The organism is Streptomyces sp. NBC_00510, from assembly GCA_036013505.1.
Lineage (GTDB): Bacteria > Actinomycetota > Actinomycetes > Streptomycetales > Streptomycetaceae > Actinacidiphila.
This window is the reverse complement of the sequence record CP107851.1, coordinates 17,354-39,051: the sequence shown is the minus strand read 5'-3', so window position 1 is coordinate 39,051 and position 21,698 is coordinate 17,354. Positions and strand designations below refer to the sequence as shown.

The 21,698-nt window shown below is 69.7% G+C and carries 16 protein-coding genes and 3 CRISPR repeat arrays (1 of these 19 cut by a window edge); of the genes, 13 read left to right on the top strand and 3 right to left on the bottom strand.

Annotation, left to right across the window (positions count from 1 at the left end):
* Positions 1-1,483: direct repeats of the CRISPR family, unit length 28 nt; unit sequence AACCACCCCCCGCGTAGGCGGGGACGAC (it extends 247 nt beyond the left edge of the window).
* 144 nt (positions 1,484-1,627) lie between these two features.
* From OG937_00165 to OG937_00120, 10 genes are all read left to right on the top strand, one after another.
* Positions 1,628-2,128, top strand: coding sequence for a CRISPR-associated endonuclease Cas3'' (locus OG937_00165; protein WUD70253.1), 501 nt, complete (start codon positions 1,628-1,630; stop codon positions 2,126-2,128).
* A 68-nt stretch (positions 2,129-2,196) separates the two neighbouring features.
* Positions 2,197-4,506, top strand: a complete 2,310-nt coding sequence (gene cas3 / locus OG937_00160) for a CRISPR-associated helicase Cas3' (GenBank protein WUD70252.1) — start codon at positions 2,197-2,199, stop codon at positions 4,504-4,506.
* Between the two features lie 304 nt (positions 4,507-4,810).
* Complete coding sequence (gene casA / locus OG937_00155; protein WUD70251.1) at positions 4,811-6,499, top strand: type I-E CRISPR-associated protein Cse1/CasA; 1,689 nt, start codon at positions 4,811-4,813, stop codon at positions 6,497-6,499.
* The gene (casB, locus tag OG937_00150) at positions 6,496-7,638 is read left to right on the top strand and encodes a type I-E CRISPR-associated protein Cse2/CasB (protein WUD70250.1); all 1,143 of its coding nucleotides are present in this window, start codon (positions 6,496-6,498) and stop codon (positions 7,636-7,638) included. Before casA ends, casB begins: the two co-directional genes overlap by 4 nt.
* A gap of 247 nt (positions 7,639-7,885) precedes the next feature.
* The gene (gene cas7e / locus OG937_00145) at positions 7,886-9,061 is read left to right on the top strand and encodes a type I-E CRISPR-associated protein Cas7/Cse4/CasC (GenBank protein ID WUD70249.1); all 1,176 of its coding nucleotides are present in this window, start codon (positions 7,886-7,888) and stop codon (positions 9,059-9,061) included.
* Positions 9,061-9,858, top strand: a complete 798-nt coding sequence (cas5e, locus tag OG937_00140) for a type I-E CRISPR-associated protein Cas5/CasD (GenBank protein ID WUD70248.1) — start codon at positions 9,061-9,063, stop codon at positions 9,856-9,858. Before cas7e ends, cas5e begins: the two co-directional genes overlap by 1 nt.
* A 4-nt stretch (positions 9,859-9,862) precedes the next feature.
* Positions 9,863-10,660, top strand: coding sequence for a type I-E CRISPR-associated protein Cas6/Cse3/CasE (gene cas6e, locus OG937_00135; protein ID WUD70247.1), 798 nt, complete (start codon positions 9,863-9,865; stop codon positions 10,658-10,660).
* The gene (cas1e, locus tag OG937_00130; protein ID WUD70246.1) at positions 10,653-11,711 is read left to right on the top strand and encodes a type I-E CRISPR-associated endonuclease Cas1e; all 1,059 of its coding nucleotides are present in this window, start codon (positions 10,653-10,655) and stop codon (positions 11,709-11,711) included. The genes cas6e and cas1e overlap by 8 nt, the downstream gene beginning before the upstream one ends.
* Positions 11,708-12,022 (top strand): type I-E CRISPR-associated endoribonuclease Cas2e, encoded by a 315-nt coding sequence (cas2e, locus tag OG937_00125; protein WUD70245.1) that lies wholly within the window; start codon positions 11,708-11,710, stop codon positions 12,020-12,022. The genes cas1e and cas2e overlap by 4 nt, the downstream gene beginning before the upstream one ends.
* Positions 12,023-12,066: 44 nt before the next feature.
* A CRISPR array of direct repeats spans positions 12,067-13,375; the repeat unit is 28 nt; unit sequence GTCGTCCCCGCCTACGCGGGGGTGGTTC.
* A 241-nt stretch (positions 13,376-13,616) separates the two neighbouring features.
* A complete protein-coding gene (locus OG937_00120; protein ID WUD70244.1) occupies positions 13,617-13,871 on the top strand; it encodes a hypothetical protein in 255 nt (84 codons plus the stop codon).
* 22 nt (positions 13,872-13,893) lie between these two features.
* Here the strand turns inward: OG937_00120 and OG937_00115 are convergent, their stop codons facing one another.
* Positions 13,894-15,027 (bottom strand): IS630 family transposase, encoded by a 1,134-nt coding sequence (locus OG937_00115; protein WUD70243.1) that lies wholly within the window; start codon positions 15,025-15,027, stop codon positions 13,894-13,896.
* A gap of 91 nt (positions 15,028-15,118) precedes the next feature.
* A CRISPR array of direct repeats spans positions 15,119-16,071; the repeat unit is 28 nt; unit sequence GTCGTCCCCGCCTACGCGGGGGTGGTTC.
* Between the two features lie 537 nt (positions 16,072-16,608).
* On the opposite strand from OG937_00115, the gene OG937_00110 reads away from it, so the two are divergent.
* Positions 16,609-18,087 (top strand): restriction endonuclease, encoded by a 1,479-nt coding sequence (locus OG937_00110; GenBank protein ID WUD70242.1) that lies wholly within the window; start codon positions 16,609-16,611, stop codon positions 18,085-18,087.
* 493 nt (positions 18,088-18,580) lie between these two features.
* On the opposite strand, the gene OG937_00105 is transcribed toward OG937_00110, so the two are convergent.
* The gene (locus OG937_00105; GenBank protein ID WUD70241.1) at positions 18,581-19,132 is read right to left on the bottom strand and encodes an N-acetyltransferase; all 552 of its coding nucleotides are present in this window, start codon (positions 19,130-19,132) and stop codon (positions 18,581-18,583) included.
* A gap of 14 nt (positions 19,133-19,146) precedes the next feature.
* Positions 19,147-20,406: a hypothetical protein gene (locus OG937_00100; protein ID WUD70240.1), complete on the bottom strand. Its 1,260-nt coding sequence runs from the start codon at positions 20,404-20,406 to the stop codon at positions 19,147-19,149.
* A gap of 240 nt (positions 20,407-20,646) precedes the next feature.
* Here OG937_00100 and OG937_00095 point away from each other — a divergent pair, with 240 nt between their 5' ends.
* Positions 20,647-21,081 carry a hypothetical protein gene (locus tag OG937_00095; GenBank protein ID WUD70239.1) on the top strand — a complete coding sequence of 145 codons (435 nt, stop codon included), beginning with the start codon at positions 20,647-20,649 and terminating at the stop codon, positions 21,079-21,081.
* Positions 21,075-21,566 (top strand): hypothetical protein, encoded by a 492-nt coding sequence (locus tag OG937_00090; protein WUD70238.1) that lies wholly within the window; start codon positions 21,075-21,077, stop codon positions 21,564-21,566. The genes OG937_00095 and OG937_00090 overlap by 7 nt, the downstream gene beginning before the upstream one ends.
* The last annotated feature ends 132 nt before the right edge of the window (positions 21,567-21,698 follow it).

Below are 21,698 nucleotides of genomic sequence, written 5' to 3'. Positions count from 1 at the left end.
CGCGTCGGCGGAGAGGACGAGGTTCGAAGGCCACGTGGCCCCACTCTCGACGATCACCCCCACATCGGCGGGGAGAACGGTCAACACATGGCCAGTGGCGTCAACTATGCCTGATCACCCCCCGCGTTGGCGGGCAGAACCAACCGCCCTTGCTGGGGGGAGCTGCACGACGGATCACCCTCGCGTCGGCGGGGAGGACATCAGGTACGTGGCGATCAGGCCCGCCGCGTACGGATCACCCCCGCGTCGGCGGGGAGAACCACCGCGCTGGGGCCACCAGCGCCATCCGCAGTCGGATTACCCCCGCGTCGGCGGGGAGGGACCTGCCGTCGTTGCCGCCCGTGCCTTGCATGACCGGATCACCCCCGCGTTGGCGGGGAGGACAAACGGACGTTCCTGGCCAGGCCGTAGGGCCACGGATCACCCCCGCGTCGGCGGGGAGGACACGTGGTACCCGCAGCCTTGTACTCCTCGGCCGGATCACCCCCGCGTCGGCGGGGAGGACCTGGCCGCGACCCTCGATGTTTCCCCCGGGTTCGGATCACCCCCGCGTCGGCGGGGAGAACACCGCCGCACTGTCGCATGACGATGGCGCGCACGGATCACCCCCACGCTGGCGGGGAGAACCCGAACGCCACCCCGCTCGCGCCGGTCACCTTCGGACCACCCCCCGCGTAGGCGGGGACGACGGAGTGCTGAGCATGATCCCGCAGCGCCAGCAGGAACCACCCCCGCGTGGGCGGGGACGACTACGACAGCGGCCCGTATGACATGTGGGACCAGGAACCACCCCCGCGTAGGCGGGGACGACCGGGTCAAGGGCGGCCGGACGATCTGGGTGTACGAACCACCCCCGCGTAGGCGGGGGACGACCCGCAGGTGATCGTGTTCGACAACATGATGGACGAACCACCCCCGCGTACGCAGGGACGACCATTCGGCGAGCGGGTCGCCCTGCACGGCCAGGGAACCACCCCCGCGTAGGCGGGGACGACTCGCTCGATGAGTCGCCGGACCCCGGCGGCTCCGAACCACTCCTGCGTGGGCGGGGACGACCTGAAAACGGACCGGGCCATGCGCGCAACCCGCAACCACCCCCCGCGTAGGCGGGGACGACACAACGAGATCGCCAAGGCCATGGCCGAGGTGAAACCACCCCCCGCGTAGGCGGGGACGACGACCTCCGCCCCGAGATCACGATCGACCTGCAGAACCACCCCCCGCGTAGGCGGGGACGACTCGCGCTCGGAGTGCGCGAACGGTCCCGGCAGGAACCACCCCCCGCGTAGGCGGGGACGACTGGGCCAGCGCGTCGATGTAGCCCTGCCGGTACAACCACCCCCCGCGTAGGCGGGGACGACAACACCTCGCGCACATCGGTGACCGAGTCGACCAACCACCCCCCGCGTAGGCGGGGACGACGCCTGGCCCGCTACTGCGGCGACGACCCGATGCAACCACCCCCCGCGTAGGCGGGGACGACACTTCATGACCTGCGTCGATGCTAGCAAGGGGGCTGTTTTTCTTTACTTGCATAACGTGTGTTGCCCTCACTCCGGGCCGTTGTCAGTGGTGCCGTCTAGGGTGCAGCGCATCTGCAGGGTGCGATCGCTGGGGGCTTGGTTTCGTGGATGACGAGCGGTCGCTGATCGCGCTGATGCGGTCGATGGGTCTGTCTGATGCGGCGGTGGTGCGGCTGTCTACACTGTGGGGCAAGTCTGCCGCGCGTAACGGCGGGAAGACGCATCTGCTGCTTGGCCACCTTTTGGACACTGCCGCAGTGGCCGGGGTGATGTGGGACCGGTACCTGGCGGAGTCGCTGCGCCGTCGCCTGGACGAAATCGCCAGGGGGCAGGGGCGTTCCTGGTTCATGTGGGTGTGCGGGATCCACGACTGCGGCAAGGCATGCCCGGCGTTCCAGGCCCTGGATGGGGCAGAGGCGGCACCTGTGGTTGCTGCGGGTCTGACGTGGCGTCGGCTGCCGAAGGCGAAGAAGTGGCGCCATGATGTCGCGGGCGGGGCGATCCTCGCGCCGTGGTTGCGTCAGGTCTGGGGTGTGGAGGCGGCTGGGTGGGTGTGGCCGCTGGTGGCCGGCCACCACGGGAAGTTTCCCCGGCCGGGAGCCTGACGCCGCCGCACCCCGAATTCCGGGGAGTGGGACATGCCTGGTCAGAGGCTCAACGTGCGGTCGTCGAGGTGTTCACCCGCGCGGTGGGATTCGAGGACCTGGCCGCGGCGCGTCCGGGGGCCCCACTGCGGAAGGCCGAGCAAATGGCGCTGTCGGGCCTGATCGTGATGGCCGACTGGATTGCCAGCGACCACTCGTGCTTCCCAGGTTTGGCCAACGCCGAGGAGATATCCCCGGCCGGAGCGACGGCACGGGCGGAGACGGCCTGGCAGCGCTTGGGGCTGCGCGGCGGCTGGGGACCACTGCCGTATCCCGAGTCCCCGATGGCGCCACTCGCCGAACGTCTAGGAGTGCAGCCGCGGGCGTCGCAGGTAGAGCTGGTGGAGCGGGCGTGGTCGATGCCCGCGCCCGGGCTGCTGGTGGCGGAGGCTCCGATGGGCGAGGGCAAGACGAAGGCCGCCTTGGCTGCGGCGGAGGTGCTGGCGGCTCGCTTCGGTCTCGACGGCGTGTTCGTGGCGATGCCGACCCAGGCGACAAGCGATCCGATGTACGCGCAGGTGCTGGACTGGGTCCGGACGTTCGATCCGCAGCTTGAGGCGCAGGTGGCGTTGCTGCACGGGAAGCGGCGCTTCAACCGGCGGTGGCGCGAGATGTGGGAGGCAGCACCGACTGCGGACGGGGGCGACCCGTGGGAGGCCTACGGGGCGATCGACGAGGACGACGAGTTCGGCATGCCGGGCGCTGCGCCGCAGGAGGCTGAGCGTCATGGGCCGGCCCAGTGGTTCCTGGGGAACAAGCGTGGCCTGCTGACGGCGTTTGCGGTCGGGACCGTTGACCATCTGCTGTATGCGGCGACGCGTACGCGGCATGTGATGCTGCGGTTCGCCGGCTTGGCGGGCAAGGTCGTGGTGGTGGACGAGGTGCACGCGGCCGATGTCTATATGCGGCAGTTCCTGCTGGAGGCGTTGCGGTGGCTTGGGCAGGCGGGGGTGCCGGTGGTGCTGTTGTCGGCGACCTTGCCTCCGGCGCAGCGGCAGGCGTTCGTGGACGCTTACCTTTCGGGTGTTCTGGGGCGGGCGGATGTGTCGCAGCCGGTGCCGGAGCCGGCGGGTTATCCGTGTGTCACCTCGGCGTATGCGGTGGCCGGGTGTCCTGAGGTGGAGAGCTCGAGGAGTGTCGTGGGGTCCTGGCGGGAGTCGGTGCCGACGCGGATCGAGTGGCTCCCGGATGCCCAGGTGGGCGGGGATGCGGTTGCTGCGGCTGCGCGGGCGGCGGTCGCCGAGGGTGGCGTGGCGTTGGTCGTGGTCAATCAGGTGGATCGTGCCCAGCAGATTCACGCTGCCCTGCAGCGGGACGGTTTCGACGGTGAGCTGATGTTGTTGCACGGACGGCTGTGCGCGGGCCATCGGGCGCATCGCACGGAGAAGTGCCTGCATCAGTTGGGCTCGAAGGCCGGCGGCGCACGGCCGCCGCGGATGGTGGTCGTCGCCACCCAGCTCGCCGAGCAATCGTTCGACGTCGACGCGGACATCTTGATCACGGACCTGGCCCCGGCCGACCTGCTGCTCCAGCGCATCGGCCGCCTGCACCGGCACAAGGGAACCTATCGTCCCAAGGGGCTGGCGGTGCCCCGGGTGCTGGTGACCGGCGTGACAGCCGGTCCCTCTGGCCGTCCGCAGTTCCTGCCGGCCTCCCAGGCGATCTATGGCGAGTGGCCGCTGCTGCGGGCCGCGGCCCTGGTGTCCGAGGCGGCCGGCCCGCTCCTGGCCACCGGGGCGCAGGAGGAATCCGGCGGGTCCGCCGGCCGAGGCTGGAGCATTCCCGAAGATGTTCCCGGTCTGGTGGCGCGGGCCTATGGGGAGCCCGTGGTGTGCCCGCAGGAGTGGGGTGAGGAGAAGGCCCGCGAGGTCTGGTGGGCGAGGGAGGCAGAGCGGGCGAGGAACGCCGAAGCCTTCCTGCTGACCCGGCCCCGCGAATGGGCCGCGCCGACGTTGCAGGGGCTGCACTACGGCAGCAACCGTGCACACACGGAGGAAGAACTCGACGCTGTGGTGCGGGACGGGGAATCGTCGGTCGAGGTCGTGATCGTCCGCCGGGATCCGGCCGGCTACGCCGCACTGGACGGTACCCGGCTGGGACCCCATGGCGAGGCCCTGGACGACGCGGTGGTCGAGCGCGCATTGGGCGGCACGGTCCGCCTGCCGGCCCGGCTCACCGAAGCGGCCGTGAAGGAGTTGTCGGCGCTGCCCGGATGGTCGGGACACCCGTGGCTGCGGTACGCGCGTGCTCTGGTGCTCGAGGAGGGGACCGCGGTGCTCGGCGGTGACCGCGTGTCCTACGACGAGGTGGCGGGCCTGGTGGTGCAGTGCGTCGGCTGAAGGGCGGCGCCCGTGCCCTGAGACCGGGGGACCCCCGCGGGGGCGGGGACGGCTCTCAGCACTGCAAGGGAACACCCCCGCAGGGGCGGGGAGGGCGGGGCGCCGCCCGTGTGTAGAGCGTACCGGGGTACCGAAGGGCGCCTCGGTTGAGTGCCATCGATCCGTAGAGCTTGACCAGCACTGCAACTTCATGAAAGTCTGCCTGCCGTTGATGATATGACGTCAATTTCCTTATAAATCGGGCGACATGATCAACGGCAGATGCGTCTGGGGAGACGCGTCTCATCCAGGGAGGGGGGCTTCCATGGGACCTGAAGATGATCTTGTTCGCGGCAGATGGCTGCCGGTGGTCCGCACGGACGGCGCAGTAAGCGATGTCGGGGTGTTGGAGGCGTTGACGGCCTCGCACTCGGTGCGACGGCTGGATGTGCCCGTGCCGACGATGCTGCCCGCGCTGCTGCGGCAGTTGCTGCTGCCGGTCGTGCTGGACGTGCTGGGCGCGCCTCGCACGGTGGGGGAGTGGCAGGAGCGGTTCGAGCGGGGGCGGTTTACCGAGGACGAGGCCGAGCAACTGGTCCGCTATCTCGGTCCGTCCGGCTATGGCGGCCGGTTCCGGCTTTTCGATCCGGTGCGGCCTTTCGCGCAGGCCGGCGGGCTGACCGCGCTGACCGGGGAGACGAAGCCGTCCACGCTGCTGGTCCCCTCGATCGCGACGGGCAATAACGTGCCGCTGTTCAGCGCGGTTACCGAGGCCGACGACTTGGACCTGACGCCTGCTCAGGCAGCGTTGTGGCTCCTGCATGCGCAGTGCTGGGACACCGCCGCGATCAAGACCGGCGCGGTCGGTGACCCGCAGGCGGCGAAGGGCAACAAGACCACGGGTAATCCGACCGGCCCGCTCGGTCAGCTCGGTGTCATCGTGCCGACCGGGCGGACGCTGTACGAGACGCTGCTGCTGAACACCCCGGTCCTGGCCGACGGTCTCGACCCGGCCGACCGTCCCCAGTGGGCGTGGCCGGAGCGCCCGCACACCGCGGGGGAGAAGGACCCGGCCGGCCCTGAGTGGTCCGCGCGTTCGGCCCGCGATCTGCTGGACCTGCTGACGTTCCAGTCCCGGCGGATCCGGCTGATCCCGTGCGAGACACACGACGGGCTGCGGGTGCGGCAGGTGGTGGTCTGCGCGGGCGACCGGCTGACCTCCACCCCGCAGATCGATCCGCACACCGCGTGGAATCACGCGGCCAAGCCCAAAGCGGGCCAGCCGCCGCTGCGGCCGCGGCGCCACATCTCCGGGCGGGCGGCCTGGCGGGGCCTTGGCGCCCTGCTGGCGCTGACCATGCCGACCGATTCCGACGGGCCCTACACCTCGGTGCTCCTGCGTCAGATCGGCGAGCTGCGTGCGGAGGACCGGCTGCCGGCCGGCTACCCGCTGGGCGTGGAGATCTGCGGCCTGGAGTACGGCAATCAAAGCGCGGTGGTCGAGAACGCCATCGCCGACGGGATCCCGCTGCCGGTGACCGCGCTGGTCGGTGAGGATGCCCTGCTACGGCAGGCGATCTTGGAATGTGTCGAGCAAGCCGACCAGGTCGCCCGGGCCTTGGACCGTCTCCACGCCGACCTGCGGCGGGCCGCCGGCGGTGACCCACTGCCGCGGGACAAGGGGGAAGCCGCCTCGGCGCGGTTCCTGCACTCGGTGGACCGCAGCATGCGCCGCGTGCTGGCCGGCCTGCGCACCGCCGGTGACGACGGCGAGCTGGTCGAGCGCGGGCAGGAAGCCTGGGAACAGGCCCTGCGCCTGACCGCGGTTGATCAGGCGCGCGCGTTGCTGGCCGCCGCTCCGCCCCGGGCCGTGATCGGACGGAAGATCAAAGTGAACGGCAAAGAGGTCGTCTTCCGCAGCGGCAGCGCTGAGGGGCGCTTCCACAAGGCGCTCGGGGAGATTTTGTGGCGGGCCGCCGAGGCACGCTCGGCGAACGAGGAGGCCGTCGCATGACCACCAGCGTCCGCGCCCCGCGCCGCCCCCACTTCTGGGAGACCTACGCCCCCGGCACGCCGTATGCCGCACGGGACCTGCGCGCACTGCGCGACGGTCTGGGCCGCGAGCCCGGCAGCGTGCCGGCCATGAGGCCCCTGCACCGGACGCCGTTGCCGGACATTGCCCGGCCCGGCGAACCGGTGCCGGCCGCCTACGCGGCCGAGCACGCCACGCTGACCCTGTTCGGTTTTCACCAGCCACCGTCCAGGCCATCGGTGCACCAGGCCGGAGCAGGCCTCGGCACGGCCTGCCGCAGGCTGCACCGCACCGGGGCCATGTCGGGCAAGGCCCTGGACCGGCGCGTGACCGCCGCCGCGACCGCCCAGGACCTCGACGAACTCCTCTGGCACTTGCGCGGACTGGTCCCCCTGCTCCGCGATGCGGGCATCGGCCTGGACTACACCCGGCTCCTGCACGACCTGCGGTCCTGGCTGGGAACCGGGCACGGCAGGACCATCCGCGCCTGGGGCCTGCAGTACACCGACCGCGCCGGCACCCAGACCAGCAGTCCCAACGGCGGTCCCGCCACGGCCATCCCCGACGGCGAAGGCTCCCCGTACTGGGTCACCTTCGACCCGCAGCGCGCCGAAACCGGTGCGGAACTGGCGGCACTGCGCTCCGGCCTGGGCCGTGAGGCGGGCACGGTGCCCGCGATGTGGCCCTTCCACCGGGCCCGGGTCAGCCCGGCTGCCCAGGAAGCCGGCTTCTTGGGCCGGGGCCTTGCGGCTGAGCACGCGGTGCTCACCCTGTTCGGCCTGCACCAGCAGGCCCGGCGCGAGCCGATGCATGCCGCGGGCACCAGTCCCGGGGCCGCCTGCCGACGGTTGCTGCACCTGGTCGGCGCCGACAAGGCGGGGGAGGAGGCCATGACACGGCGCGTAGGCCAGCTGCTGACCTCCGCGGACGGCGAGGAGCTCTGCTGGCATCTGCGGGGACTGGTCCCGTTGCTGAGGGGGGCGGCCATCGGCCTGGACTACACCCGGCTCCGCGACGACCTGCTGCGCTGGGACGACGCACGGCACCCCGAACAGCAGGCACGCATCCGCAGCCGCTGGGACCGCGACTTCCGCATTGGCGCACCCACCGGCCAGGGCTGACACGGGGAGCCCGGCCCCTGCGGCCACCGGCAACACGCCCCCACGCAGCACCGGCACCCCGCCCCTGCATCCGTCCTGCGCGCACACGGGATCACCGCACGCGCCCTGCCCCCGGTGACGCGTCCCCCGCCACCTCACCGGCGCCTCGTACCAGCCCGCCGTGCCCCGCACCCGGCACCAGACACCGTGTTTTCCCCTCGGCGCTGCCCCAAGGCGCGGCGCACGACCACACCAAAGGAGTCCGCTCATGGACCAGCCCACCCTCTTCGTCGAGGTCCACATCCTCCAGAGCGTCCCCCCGTCCAACATCAACCGCGACGACTCGGGCACCCCCAAGCAGGCCGTCTACGGCGGAGCCCGCCGCGCCCGCGTCTCCTCCCAGGCGTGGAAGCGCGCCACCCGCATCCACTTCGCCCAAGGCGTGCCCACAGCCGACCGTGCCACCCGCACCAAGCGGATCGCCAGCCTCCTGGCCGAGCGGCTCACCCGGCCCACGGCCGAAGGCGGAGCCGGGCTGACCGCCGAGCAGGCCGACCGGCTGGCCGGCGCGCTGCTGGAGCCGCTGGGCATCACCAAGTCCGCCAAGAAGGAAGACCAGTCCGCCTACCTGCTCTTCTTCGGCAAGCGGCAGCTCGACTCGCTCGTCGCGCTCCTGGACGGCCGGGCCGCCGAGCTGGCCGCCCTGCCCGACAAGGACCTGAAGGACGAGGTGAGCAAGCTCCCCGTGGTGGCCACCTTGTCCACCGGTCACCCCGCCGAGGTCGCCCTCTTCGGCCGGATGGTCGCCGACCTGAAGGACCTCAACGTGGACGCCGCCGTGCAGGTCGCCCACGCCCTGTCCACCCACGCCGTGCGCACCGAGTTCGACTACTACACCGCCGTGGATGACGAGAACGTCGAGGACTCCGGCGCCGGCATGATCGGCACCGTGGAGTTCAACTCCTCCACCCTCTACCGCTACGCCGTCCTCGGCGTCCACCAGCTCAAGGACAACCTCAGCTCCGCGGACGCCACCTGTGACGCCACCGTCCGGTTCGTGGACTCCTTCACCCGCTCCATGCCGACCGGACACCAGAACACCTTCGCCCACCGCACCCTGCCCCACCTGGTCCTGATCACCGTGCGCACCGACCAGCCCGTCAACCTGGTCTCCGCCTTCGAGGAACCCGTCACCGGCCACAACGGCCTGGCCGCCGAATCCGCCACCCGCCTGGCCGGCGAACTGACCGCGGTGACCGCCGCATGGGGCACGACACCGCAGCGCACCCTGGCCACCTACGCCCTGGAAGGCGACAAGCTCACCGAGGCCTTCGGCCCCTCCGTGGCCTTCCCCGCCCTGCTGGAATCCCTTCAGGACCTGGTCGGACAGTGGCTCGCCGACGGCACCATCCCCACGACCGGCACCGAGCAGGCGGAGGTGTGATGACCGACTCCGCCGTCCTCGTCCTGCGACTGGCCGCCCCCTTGCAAGCCTGGGGCGCACCCTCCCGCTACAACCGGCGCGACACCCACCCCCAGCCCACCAAGTCCGGCGTCCTCGGCCTGCTCGCCGCCGCCGGCGGCCGCCCCCGCGACGCCTCGCTCACCGACCTCCTCGGACTGCAACTCGGTGTCCGCGTCGACCAGCCCGGAAGCCTCCTGCGCGACTACCACACCGTCAGCGACCACCGCGGACTGCCACTCCCAGCCGGCAAGGTCGACGCCAAGGGCGTCCAGAAGAAGACCAGCCCCGCCAAATACACCCACGTCACGCAGCGCTACTACCTCCAGGACGCGGTGTTCATCGCCGCCCTTCGCGGTCCCGCACCCCTGCTGGAAAGCCTCGATCACGCCGTAAAGCACCCGCACTTCCCGCTGTCGCTCGGACGCCGCTCCTGCCCGCCCACCGGGCCGGTCACCCTCGGACTTCGTCCCGACGCCGAACTCACCGACATCCTGGCCGCGGTGCCCTGGCAGGCCTCCGCCCACCACCGCCGCCGGACCCGCGACGTGCAGGTCACGCTTGAGGCCACCGTCGAGGACCCCGCCGGTGAGGACCTCGTCGCCGACGTGCCCGACACCTACGACCTGCGTGAGGGTACTACCTTCACCCAGCGGGCCGTGCGGCACCTGTGGGTCACCGTGCCCACCGGGCACGAGCAGCCCACCGGCGACGCACCCACCCCCTCCACTGGTCCGGGCCACACCGGCCACGACCCCTTCGCCCTCCTGGGCTGGTGACCCCATGCCGTACCTGTCGAAGATTCCTCTCAACCCGCGCCGCCGCGAAGCCACCGCCCTGCTCGGCAACCCGCACCGGATGCACGCTGCCATCCTGGCCGGGCTCGCCGTCCAGCCGGTCACCGAACGCGTCCTGTGGCGGCTGGAAACCCACGCCGCCCACCGTGCCGAGGTCCTGGTCCTGACCGAGAGCCGACCGTCCTGGTACCACCTCATCGAACAGGCTGGCTGGCCCGACGCCGACGGCGGTCAGGCCCTCATCGCCGACTACACCCCCGTTCTCGACCGGCTCGTGATCGGACGGGAATTCGCGTTCCGCCTTACCGCCAACCCGGTCCAGTCCGTACGCCGCCCGATCAAGCCCAGCGACGAGCAGACCGCCCGGCTGGAGAAACAGAACAGCATCCCTGGCACCGCCGCCGAACGCGGCGCACGAGGCTTCCGCGTCCCCCAGCGCACCGCGGCACAACAACTCCACTGGCTCCTGACCCGCGCCGACCGCCACGGCTTCACCATCCCCACCGTGCCCGCCCCCGACCCGGCCCCCGGCCTCACCCACGACGCGCCAGACCCACAGCCCGCTCCCGCGGTGTCGCTGCTCACCCGCGACGTCCTGCGATTCCGCAAACACAGCCAAGGCCCACGCGTCACCCTGGCCACCGCCACCTTCCAAGGCCGGCTCCGCGTCACCAACCCCACCGCACTACGCGCCGCCCTCCTCGGCGGCATCGGCCCAGCCAAGGGCTACGGACAAGGACTCCTCACCCTTGCCCCGCTCCCCGCCGAGGCACCCGGTGCCTGAACCCTGGTGGCGCACCGGGCCACAGGACGTGCACCGGCTCGAAGACCGCATCACCAGCCTCTACGCCGAACGCTGCCACATTGACCGGGACGACAACGCCATCGTTTTGGTCACCAAAGCACGAACCGTTCACGTCCCGTCCGCCTACCTCGCCGTGCTCCTCATCGGACCCGGCACCCGCATCACCCACGCCGCCATCACCCTGCTCGCCGACTCCGCCACCGCCGTGTGCTGGGTCGGCGAGCACGGCGTCCGCCTTTATGCCGCAGGGCTCAGCACCGCCCGCGGCTCCCAACTCCAACTCCGCCAGGCATGGCTGGTCACCCGGCCCAAAGAACGCGTCGCCGTCGCCCGGCGCATGTACGAACTCCGATTCCCCGGAGAGGACACCACCGCACTGACCCTCCAGCAACTCCGCGGTCGCGAGGGCACCCGCATCCGCCGGCTCTACGCCCACCATGCCGAACGCACCGGCGTCCCATGGGTCAAACGCGACTACCGGCCAGGAGACGCGTTCGCCGCCGGCGACGACGTCAACCGGCTGCTGTCCGCTGCCAACTCCGCCCTCTACGGCATCTGCCACGCCGTCATCACCGGCATCGGCGCCAGCCCAGCACTCGGCTTCGTCCACACTGGTTCCGCACTGTCCTTCGTCCTGGACATCGCCGACCTCTACAAGGCCGAATTCACCATTCCCCTGGCCTTCGATCTCGCAGCAAAGGGCCTGACAACCGAGCGCGACGCACGCACAGCGCTACGCGACGCCGTCGTCCGAGGCAAACTCATGCCTCGCATCGTCACCGACATCAAACACCTTCTCGCTCCCAACCCAGACACTCCACTCGACGAGGAACTGAGCGGGCTGTGGGACGAGAGCAACACCATCATCGCCAGCGGCCGCAACTGGGGCGACGCCTTTGCACCCAACCGGCACCTCGATGTCCTGCTCCCTCGCCCTGGCGCGGACAGCGATACGACCACCAGATCCGCAGCACCTGACACACCGCATGGAGCGACACAGGATGCGGCGAACCCGGGGGCGGCCACATGACAGTCGTCGTGCTCATCGCCGCACCACCAGGACTACGCGGTCACCTCACCCGATGGTTCCTCGAAACAGCCCCAGGCGTCTTCGTCGGAACGCCTAACCCCCGTATCCGCGATCGCCTGTGGAACGTGCTCGCCGAGCGAATCAGCGACGGACAAGCCGTCATGATCGAGCCAGCAGCTACAGAGCAGGGATGGTCCGTACGCACAGCTGGCCGTGACCGCTGGACCCCCGCTGACTTCGACGGCATCACCCTCATGGCCCGCCCACGCGGCAACGGAACGGAACCATGGCGCCCCACGCAAATTACGTAAAGGAAAACAGCGTGATCGCGTAACAACGCCGCAGGTCAGGAAGTGTCGTCCCCGCCTACGCGGGGGTGGTTCCCCTGGCGGCGTGTCCGGTGTGACCACACAGGCGTCGTCCCCGCCTACGCGGGGGTGGTTCTGCGCTGCTCGCGGGCCTGTCCGGGGACGCGGTGTCGTCCCCGCCTACGCGGGGGTGGTTCGCCTCCCCCGCCCAAGGCACCCCCGAAGCCGCCGTCGTCCCCGCCTACGCGGGGGTGGTTCCCCTGCACAGCGGTGGTAGGCGCCATGACGTCCGTCGTCCCCGCCTACGCGGGGGTGGTTCCGAGACCCCGGACGAGTACCTCACCGGCGGTGTGTCGTCCCCGCCTACGCGGGGGTGGTTCGAAAGAGATGCCCGCCTCTTCGTATGCGGGTGTGTCGTCCCCGCCTACGCGGGGGTGGTTCGGCGTCGGGCTCCGTCCAGGCCGACCTGGAGGCGTCGTCCCCGCCTACGCGGGGGTGGTTCGGCAGCCAAGGAGAACGGCCGCGTTCTGGACTAGTCGTCCCCGCCTACGCGGGGGTGGTTCATGTGCATCATCCTGGACCAGACGGGGCGCATCGTCGTCCCCGCCTACGCGGGGGTGGTTCTCCCGAGCTTCCTGATAGGCCCGCCACAGGCCCGTCGTCCCCGCCTACGCGGGGGTGGTTCCCCTGGCACGGCGGCGGGCACTTGCACGTCTGTGTCGTCCCCGCCTACGCGGGGGTGGTTCGTACTGGGGCGAGCTGGCGGCCCCGGAGTACTCGTCGTCCCCGCCTACGCGGGGGTGGTTCGCTCGGCGTCAAGCTTCCGCGCACGTCGCAGGAGTCGTCCCCGCCTACGCGGGGGTGGTTCGTACGCCAACGACCAGGGATACGGGCTCGGTCCGTCGTCCCCGCCTACGCGGGGGTGGTTCGGTGGGACCCCTCCCCATGGGCGTGTGGGTGCTGTCGTCCCCGCCTACGCGGGGGTGGTTCGGCCGACCGCATGCAGCGCGTTGCCGAGGACGCGTCGTCCCCGCCTACGCGGGGGTGGTTCCCAGGCCGGCGGCACCCCCTGGGGTGGCCCCCGGTCGTCCCCGCCTACGCGGGGGTGGTTCCCCACACCATGACGGCCCCGCCGCCGAGTACGAGTCGTCCCCGCCTACGCGGGGGTGGTTCGTTCACCCCGCCGAAGATCGGCGGCCGGAAGGAGTCGTCCCCGCCTACGCGGGGGTGGTTCGCCCCGCATCACCGGATGGGGAGCCATCGGTCTGTCGTCCCCGCCTACGCGGGGGTGGTTCCCGCGCCCCCGGCCGCACCGCCGCCGACGCCCTGTCGTCCCCGCCTACGCGGGGGTGGTTCTACCGGAACGTATCGGGGACGTCATGGCGCCTAGTGCCGCATCAGGCAACGTTCGCCCCGTTGGGTGCAGCCTGACAGATGTATGTGTTGCGGGTCTGCGTAGTCTCGCGGGGTGCATACACATCGGAGCTTCCGGAACCCTCCCGCGCTGCCTCACGAGGTTGTAGTCGAGACGTTGGAGCGGGCTCTGGGTGACCGCTCGCACGAGATCGAGGCAGCGAGTGTCCTGGTCGGGAGTGCGTTGAACGACGACGACCGAGAGTTCGTCGAGCACTGGTGCATGGAGGTCGGGACGCGGGCTGTGTCGGGGAGTCCGTTGCTCGGGCTGGCCGGCCTGTGCCTGGGCCATACCGCTCGACGCTTCGGTCGACTCAGCGATGAGGCCCTCGCACTGGCAGCGTCGCTGGCGGCGCGGGCCGAGGTGGACCCGTCGGACGTGGACGGTCGGGCCCAGGACGGTTATGACGACGTGCGGAGCTTCCTGCACCTGTGGTGACGATGCCTGTTGCCGTTGCAGGTCAGGCTGCGTTGGCCCTGCTCACGAGGGCTGTGAGGTGCTTGTCGGTGGCGTTCTTGTTCCGCCAGATGATGTAGCGGCGGATCATGCTGCCCTGGGCCTTGTGAGTGGGGTGGTCGGTGCCGTCGAGGGCGAAGTAGCGCAGGGCGGTGAACTGGGCTTCGATGCGGTTGAGCCAGGAGCTGTTGGTCGGGGTGTAGGCGATCTCGACGTTGTTCGCCTCGGCCCAGTCCGCGACCCGGCGGCAGCGCTTGGTGGTCAGGTGCGGGGAGAAGTTGTCGCAGACGATGGCGATGCGCACGTTGGTCGGGTAGAGGCCGCGCAGGTAGCGGCAGAACTCCAGGAACTTCGAGCGGTTCTTGGTCTTCTTGATGTGCCCGTAGAGCTTGTTCTTGCTCAGGTCATACGCGGCGAACAGGTGACGCACGCCGTGCGGGCGGGTGTATGTCGCTCGCCTCCTCGGTCTGGGTTCCCGGTCGGGATCCTTGTGCTTGCCGCCGAGTTCGGCCCACTGCCGTCCCGGGTGCGGTTGGAGGTTAAGCGGGCCGAACTCGTCCATGCAGAACACGACTTCGGGTTCTCCGCCATCGGGTGTGACCTCGTCGTCGGCAATCGCGTAGAGGTGCTCGACCCGGGCCTTCTTGGCGGCGTAGTCGGGGTCACGGGAGGTCTTCCAGGTCTTCACGCGTTGAAAGGAGACGCCCTCCTCGCGGAGCAGGACCCGCAGGCCCTCGTGGCTGATGTCGTCGACCACCCCCTCGGCGACCAGGAAGCCGGCCAGTTTGGCCAGGCTCCAGGTCGAGCAGGGCAGGCCGTGCTCGACCGGCTTGGACTTGGCGATCTTCTTGATCTCTCTGCGCTCGGGCAGGGTGAAGGTCCTGGGGCGTCCACCCTTGTACTTGGGGTAGAGCGCCTCAAAGCCGTCGGCGTTGAAGTCGTGGATCACATCACGAACCCGGTCCGGGCTCGTGAACGTCACTTCGGCGATCTTCGCCACGGCCATGCCTTGCGCGGACAGCAAGACCATCTGCGCGCGCCGCCAGGTCACCACCGATCCGGTCCCCCTGCGGACGATCCGCAGCAGCCGCCGGCCCTCGTCGTCATCGATCTCGCGAACCCGTACTCGCTCTGCCACCCGCGTAGTTTGGCGGCCCGCGGCCCTCCGAGCGATCACCCGGGCGGCGCGTCACCTCACAAGAGGGCGAACGTTGCCTGACGCGGCACTAGTCGTCCCCGCCTACGCGGGGGTGGTTCGCCGTGCGCGAGTTCTTCGCCCGCCTGCACCACGTCGTCCCCGCCTACGCGGGAGTGGTTCTCGCTCGCCGGGCACGGCAAGTCCATCAACAACGTCGTCCCCGCCTACGCGGGGGTGGTTCACGGGACGATCACAGCGTCGACGCGCTGCGCTAGTCGTCCCCGCCTACGCGGGGGTGGTTCGTCGATCGTCATCAAGACCACGCACTACAACAAGTCGTCCCCGCCTACGCGGGGGTGGTTCCGGCTGATGCCCGCAGTCACCGCCACCACCGGCGTCGTCCCCGCCTACGCGGGGGTGGTTCGCTCGGCAACGCCGGGTGGAAGCTCGCCCAGAAGTCGTCCCCGCCTACGCGGGAGTGGTTCGTTCGCGTGGACTGTCCCCTCGGGCGCCACCATGTCGTCCCCGCCTACGCGGGGGTGGTTCGTCCGTGCCCGGCCTGGCGCTGTTCGTCGGCGGGTCGTCCCCGCCTACGCGGGGGTGGTTCGCCCCCGTACCGGCGAGGTACGGGGGCTTCGTCGTCGTCCCCGCCTACGCGGGGGTGGTTCACGGATCGCGGTACCGCTGGAGACGTAGAGGTAGTCGTCCCCGCCTACGCGGGGGTGGTTCGCCCGAATGGGTGGCCTGCCTGGACGAGGACGAGTCGTCCCGCCTACGCGGGGGTGGTTCGGGGTCCCACAGGATGTGAGGCCGCGCGCCTGCGTCGTCCCCGCCCACGCGGGGATGGTTCGTACCTGATCCGTCAGGTGAAGAACCTTCGGGTGTCGTGCCGTCCCCGCCTACGCGGGGGTGGTTCCAGAGCCGTCACGACCGCCCCGCCGAAAACCACGTCGTCCCCGCCCACGCCCGGGTGGTTCTGCCGAGGTCGGGACGGCCCCCAGCCCCGCCATCGGCACGTCGTCGCCGCCTACGCGGGGGTGGTTCGAGCAGATCCTGAACCGGCACGCCGTATTCCGGGTCGTCCCCGACTACGTGCCAGCCGGGTATCTCCTCGCGCCGGCCGCCATCCAAGACGCTGTCCGCGCCGCCGAACAGTCGGGCTTCGAGCAGGAGACTCGAGCACGGGCCGCGCAGCATGATGCCGCGCTACGCAGCAGCCGGGAGCCGGAGGAGGCCTTCGCTGACGGCCAGGCCGCTATCGAGGCCGCGTGCCCCCGCGCTGCGAGCAGCGACCACGCGCGGCTATGCGCTCTGGCCTACAAGCGGGCTCAGCGCGACGGCCAGATCCCCGCCGTACCAGCGGCCCGGATGGATCGAACGGCATGAGCGAACGCCCGTCGATGGGCGAGGTCGGCAGCGCAACTCCTGTGACCTGCTGGGAAACCGACCAAGCTCGTCATTGCCCGTCCTAGAATCCGATCATCTTGAGCTCGAGGGGGAGCCATGTCGAGTGTCGGAGCGGACAGTACGTCTGAGAACGGTCAGGATCAGTCGACAACGGCAGGTGTGCCCTTAGAGACAGTGATCGCCAGCGTTCGGCGTAGCTATCCGATCAAGGGCTCTGCATCGGAGGGTGCTTGCCTGCCGGATCGGCCGGATGCCGTACGTCTGATCAGGCTCAGCCACCTGAGCCGGGACGGGGAGATTGCCGAACCGGACGAAGATGCCGACATCTGGCGGAACGATGTACCGGAGCAATTCCACCTCCGCGCCGGAGATCTTCTGCTATCTGAAGTGATCACCGGACACCCCAAGGCAGCTCGTGTCGAGGAGTCCGACCTGCCCGCGGCAGCTGTGGGCAGCCTCCTCGTCCTACGCCCCGTCACCTCCTTGCCGCTGGACCACGCTCGCCTGATCCTCGCCTTCCTGCGCTCAGACAGCGTCGGACGCTTGGCCTACGGCACGGCCGGGCTCCGGCGGCTTTCGCCCAGAGACCTCCGTACCCTGACGTTGCCGATAGTCGATCAGGCACTCTCGGCAGCGCTGGAGGAACTGAGCACAGCTGGCCAACGGATGAGTTGCTGGAGCGCAGAAGCAGCGAACCTGGCCAACTCCGTATACGACACCGGGTCCAACCCCGAGAACGCGCGACGCTCCATCATCGAGGCTGGCCAGCTCACCCGCCTCCGAGCGGAAGCCGCAGCCCAACTTGACCAACCGGGCTACATCTTCCGCACCCGACTTCCATACCCCATCGCGTTGCGCTGGCGAGAAGTCGAGGCCCGGACCAGTGCAAACGACACTGCGCCCGCCTACGACGCCGTTCTTGAGACAGCGGAGGCGCTTCTCGCGTACGGCGCTCTGGTCGCGGCGGCCCTTGCCCATGAAGCCGGGATAAGTCTCTCCTCCGTATCGGATCTACAACGCAAACTGTCCGGGGGCGCAGGCGGCCCAGGGCTGGGGGACTGGACGGCGATCCTGCAGCAAATCGGCGGGGCGAAGACCCGGCGCGGCTTGACTCCGGACCACCCCCTCCACGAGCTGGGAACCCTTCTCAGCAGTGATGACGTCCAGCAGGCACGGAGTCGGCTGGCAGACCGCCGCCATGCCAGAGCGCACGGGCGTGCGCTCGACGCAGTCACCCTCCCCGCGGCGCTGCAGGAGGCACGCGGCGACCTAGAGCTGGTGCTGGGACATGCCCGGTTCCTCGCTGATCTGCCTCTTGTCCACGTGACGTCCGTGTCGTGGGACGCCTACCAGGCCGAGGCTTCGATCATGTTCCGGCGCCTGATGGGCGACCATCCCGTGGTGCCCACCTCGACGATGAAGCATCCGAGCAACACGATCGAGAGCGGCAGCCTGTACCTGGTCGACCGCGACCGTGGCCTGCACCTCCTGCGACCCTTCCTCACGATCGAGGTGTGCGAGACGTGCCACAACTGGTCGACCTTCCACGCGGACAAGGAGAGGGGTCAGCTCGTCCAGAAGAGCCTTGAGCACGGCCATCACTACCCGTACAACACCGACGCCCGGGTCCTCCAGCAGGTCGGGTTGCTCTGATCCAGGGCTGAAGGCAGGGGCTGGGAGCTATTCTGCGTTGACGTGACTTGTCGCCTCGGCAAGGCTGATCAGGCACGATGTGCACGGAGGCAGGCCATGGCAGTCTACGAGCGGAGCCGCGCGAGGGTAGTGCGCGCCGGTCCGACGACCACGCACGTGGCTCTGGATGCGTGGGCTCATGGACAGATCACCGTGCGGATCGACACCGAGGTCATGACCACGGTCACCGGCATGCCTCGAAATCGGCACAGTCTCTATCCCTTCTCTCGCGCGCGCGTGCCGGGCGGGGCCGAGGTCGATGACGGGCCGGCTGAGGAGTCGTGTTGCTTCGGCTTGCTTGGTTTCGCAGCACCTCGCTGTGGAGCGCGCCCGCGTCGAGCTCCGCGGGCAGCTTGCAGCTCTCCTCATGGGGAGGTGACCCAGGTCAGATAGGCAGAAATGATGGAGGCCGTGCCGGACCGGGCAGGGCCTCCATCGCCCATTGCTTGGCTGTCTACGCGGTCGTGGGGGTTCGGAGTTGGCGGACCATGGTGGCGTAGAGCGGGGAGTCCGGGAACGGCTTCTGCTCGCCGACGCTTGCGTAGCCCCAGCGCTCGTACATGGCCTTGACATCGACCTTGCGGGGGTCCACCAGCAGAGTCACGCGCTCCTCGGCGCGGCTGGCGAGCAGCTCCTCGTGGATGCGATGGGCGACGCCGGTACCACGCCACTGTTCGCGGGTCATGATCTCGAACAGAGCGAGAGTGCGGGCGCCTGTCTCCTCGGTGTAGTCCTCTGGCAGGGGGTCGAGCTGGTGCATCCACCAGCGGGCGCCGGGCTGCAGGGCGGCGCCGTAGGCGTAGCCGACGGGCTCTGCGTTCACATAGCCGATGACGGCCTCCCAGGAGTTGCGGCCGGCGTGCCCTGTAAGTCGCTCATCGAAGCGCTCTATGGAGAAGAACGGGTCCTCCATGCGGTGCGCGTAGACCTCGGCGTACACGCTTAGGAGGGTGTGCCGTACCTCGTCGAGCTGTTCCCGTCCGATGCGCTGAAGCTCCAGGTCCATGGTGCGGTCCTTTCTCAAAGGGTGGTGGTGGCAGTGTCATGCAGCCACGCGCGTGCGCGTTTCGATCCGGTAGCGGCGGCCTCAGTGCGGAAGATACGCAGCAGTTCGCGGACACGCCCGGAGTTGGGAAGACCATGGGTGTAGAGGACGTCAGCGGTGCGGCAGGCCTGCTCAAGGTCTCCTTGCTTGACCTGGGCGATGGCGAGCTGCGCCGTGTAGTAGGCGCGATTTCTCTCGAAGCCGGGGCGGATGCGGGCGAGGGTCTGGTGGACGTGGAACTCGGCTTCATCGGGCCGGCCAATACGAAGGTGCACGAGTGAGGACAGGCCGTGCCACTCGGCGACATCGTAGAAGCTGAACCATGCCGGGCGGGGAGCGTTGGCGTCTGCTCTGTGCAGGGCGTCTTCGGACAGGCGGATGGCGCGTAGGGCCCCGCGTACGTCCTGCTGTTGCGACAGGGCCAGCGCATATCTGGCGTGTCCAAGGGAGGCGTACATCGGATCACGCCGGGTTGTGGCGTTGCGGCGTACGCGTTCCGCGGCGGCCTGGGCGTCACCGGGCTTGTTGCGCTGGCTGGACAGCAACGCCATGTAGTTCCAGGCGCGGAGGGTGACCACTGAGTCTCCGCTATAGCCGGCCAGCATGAGGGCTCGTTCGAGATGACGCTGGGCGCGTTCCATGGCGTGGGCGTCGAGCGCGGCCCACGCAGCGGCCATGGTGGCGTTGGCGGCGAGGCTGTAGATCGCGCAACGGATGGTGGTGGTGGTCTGGCCATGGTTCATAAGGTCCACGGCCATCTGTGCCTTGGTAAGAGCTTCGGTTTCCACCGCAGCGGAGCCGCCGGATCGCTGTTCTTGGACGGAGAGCGCGTCGAGGGCCGCCTGCATGCGTTCGAGGTCGGCGCGTCCGATGCGTCGGGGTGCGGTGATGGGTGTGGGAATCACGGCGGCGACTGCGCCGGCAGCGAAAGTTCGGCGTTGCATGGGGTCCTCTTGCGTGGGCTTCCGCTTGGCGCGGGTTGGCTTGGTGAAGCCCAGCGCCTCACCGGTACAGCCGAATACTGCCTCCAGCGCCAGAAGCTGTCGCGTCTGCGGCCATCGAGTTTGTCCGCTCAGGAGGCGTCGGATCGTGCGGTCTGTCAAGTCGCCCATGCGTCCGGTGAGGGCGAGTAAAGCTTCGTTGAGCGCCTTGGCAAGGTCAGCTGCGCTCATACCGGCGGCGCGCATCTGCGCTTCCAGGACCGTGTTCCTGTGCCCATCACGGGAGCTGACCATGTGTCAACGGTAGTAGGGGCGCCAGACCCGAAGGTAATGGAATCGCAAATTCGCCCTAGGGCGTGCATGCACGTTGGTGCCCGTTCGCCCTACTGCGGAGAGTGATTGCGCGGTTACCTCGTCACAAGACAGCGCATGATCTCGGCCTTGGGAGACAAGGTGAGCAGCACACGACCCCACACACCCGCAACCGACTCGACCGGCGCGTCTGGCTTTCCGGTTGCCGTGGTTGAGACGCCCATGCCCGTCCGCGACGACGCCGTTTGGCACTGGCGGAGGGACTTCGAGGCGAACGGGTCCGCGAGCGGAAACGCCAGGGTCCACACCCGCACGCAGCTCACGATGGGTCACTGGCACGGCGACATCAAGAATGCCGCGCAGATTGCCGCGCGGGTGATGGACAACGCCGCCCGGCACTCGTCGCCGCCGCCGCGGGGCCGCCTGGACTTGCGCCTGGCCGTCATCGCCACGGGCGAACTCCTCATCGAGGTGACCGACCCGTTCCCGGACTTCCCTGGCTTCATCGAGGCCGTCACCTGGAAGCCCACCGAGGGCCAGTCGGCCCGCGGCCTGTGGGTCGCACAACACCTCGGCGCCCGCCTCTCCTTCGCTGTCGCCGAGGACGGCCGCTCCAAGACCGTGCAGGCCCTGGTGCCGGGGACGCCGGCATGCTGACCACTGAGGCGCCGGTGCCCCCTCGAGACGACATGCAGGACCTGGCCGCCCGCATCCGCGCCTACCTCGACATCGGCGATCAGCGCGCGGTCCGGATGCCTCTCGGCGGCGGCCTCTTCGACGTGGTGATCAGCGGCAGCGGGACTGACTCCGCCGACATAGTGGCCGCCATGGACGAGGTCCAGCTCGGCGTCTGCGGCCCGGTCATCGCCGACCCGGAGAACGCGTGGCTGTACTGGCTCGTGCCTCCCGGGACGACCGCCCGGTGGGAGCCGCACACCTACGGTCTGTGCGTCGGTGCCCCGCACATCCTGACCCTGCCTCCGCTCGCCCGTGATGTGCCCCCGGGCCCGTACTGGCTGCGGCCCTGCGTGAGCGACCGGCTTGTGCCACCGAATCCGCTCCGCGACCTCCTCGAGCGTTTCCGCCCGATGCCGACTCCGCACGAGTCGTTCGCTGCTGCGATGGGCTTTCACGCCCCCTGAGTCCCGCGGCACTCCCAGTCTCCTTCCCATCCCGGGGAGGAAACCCCGCCCCTTCCCTCCGGGGGGTGGGTGGCCCGCCAGTGAAGAAGGACCGGGCCGAGCACCATTCGCCGTGCGCGCCGTGCCCATTCG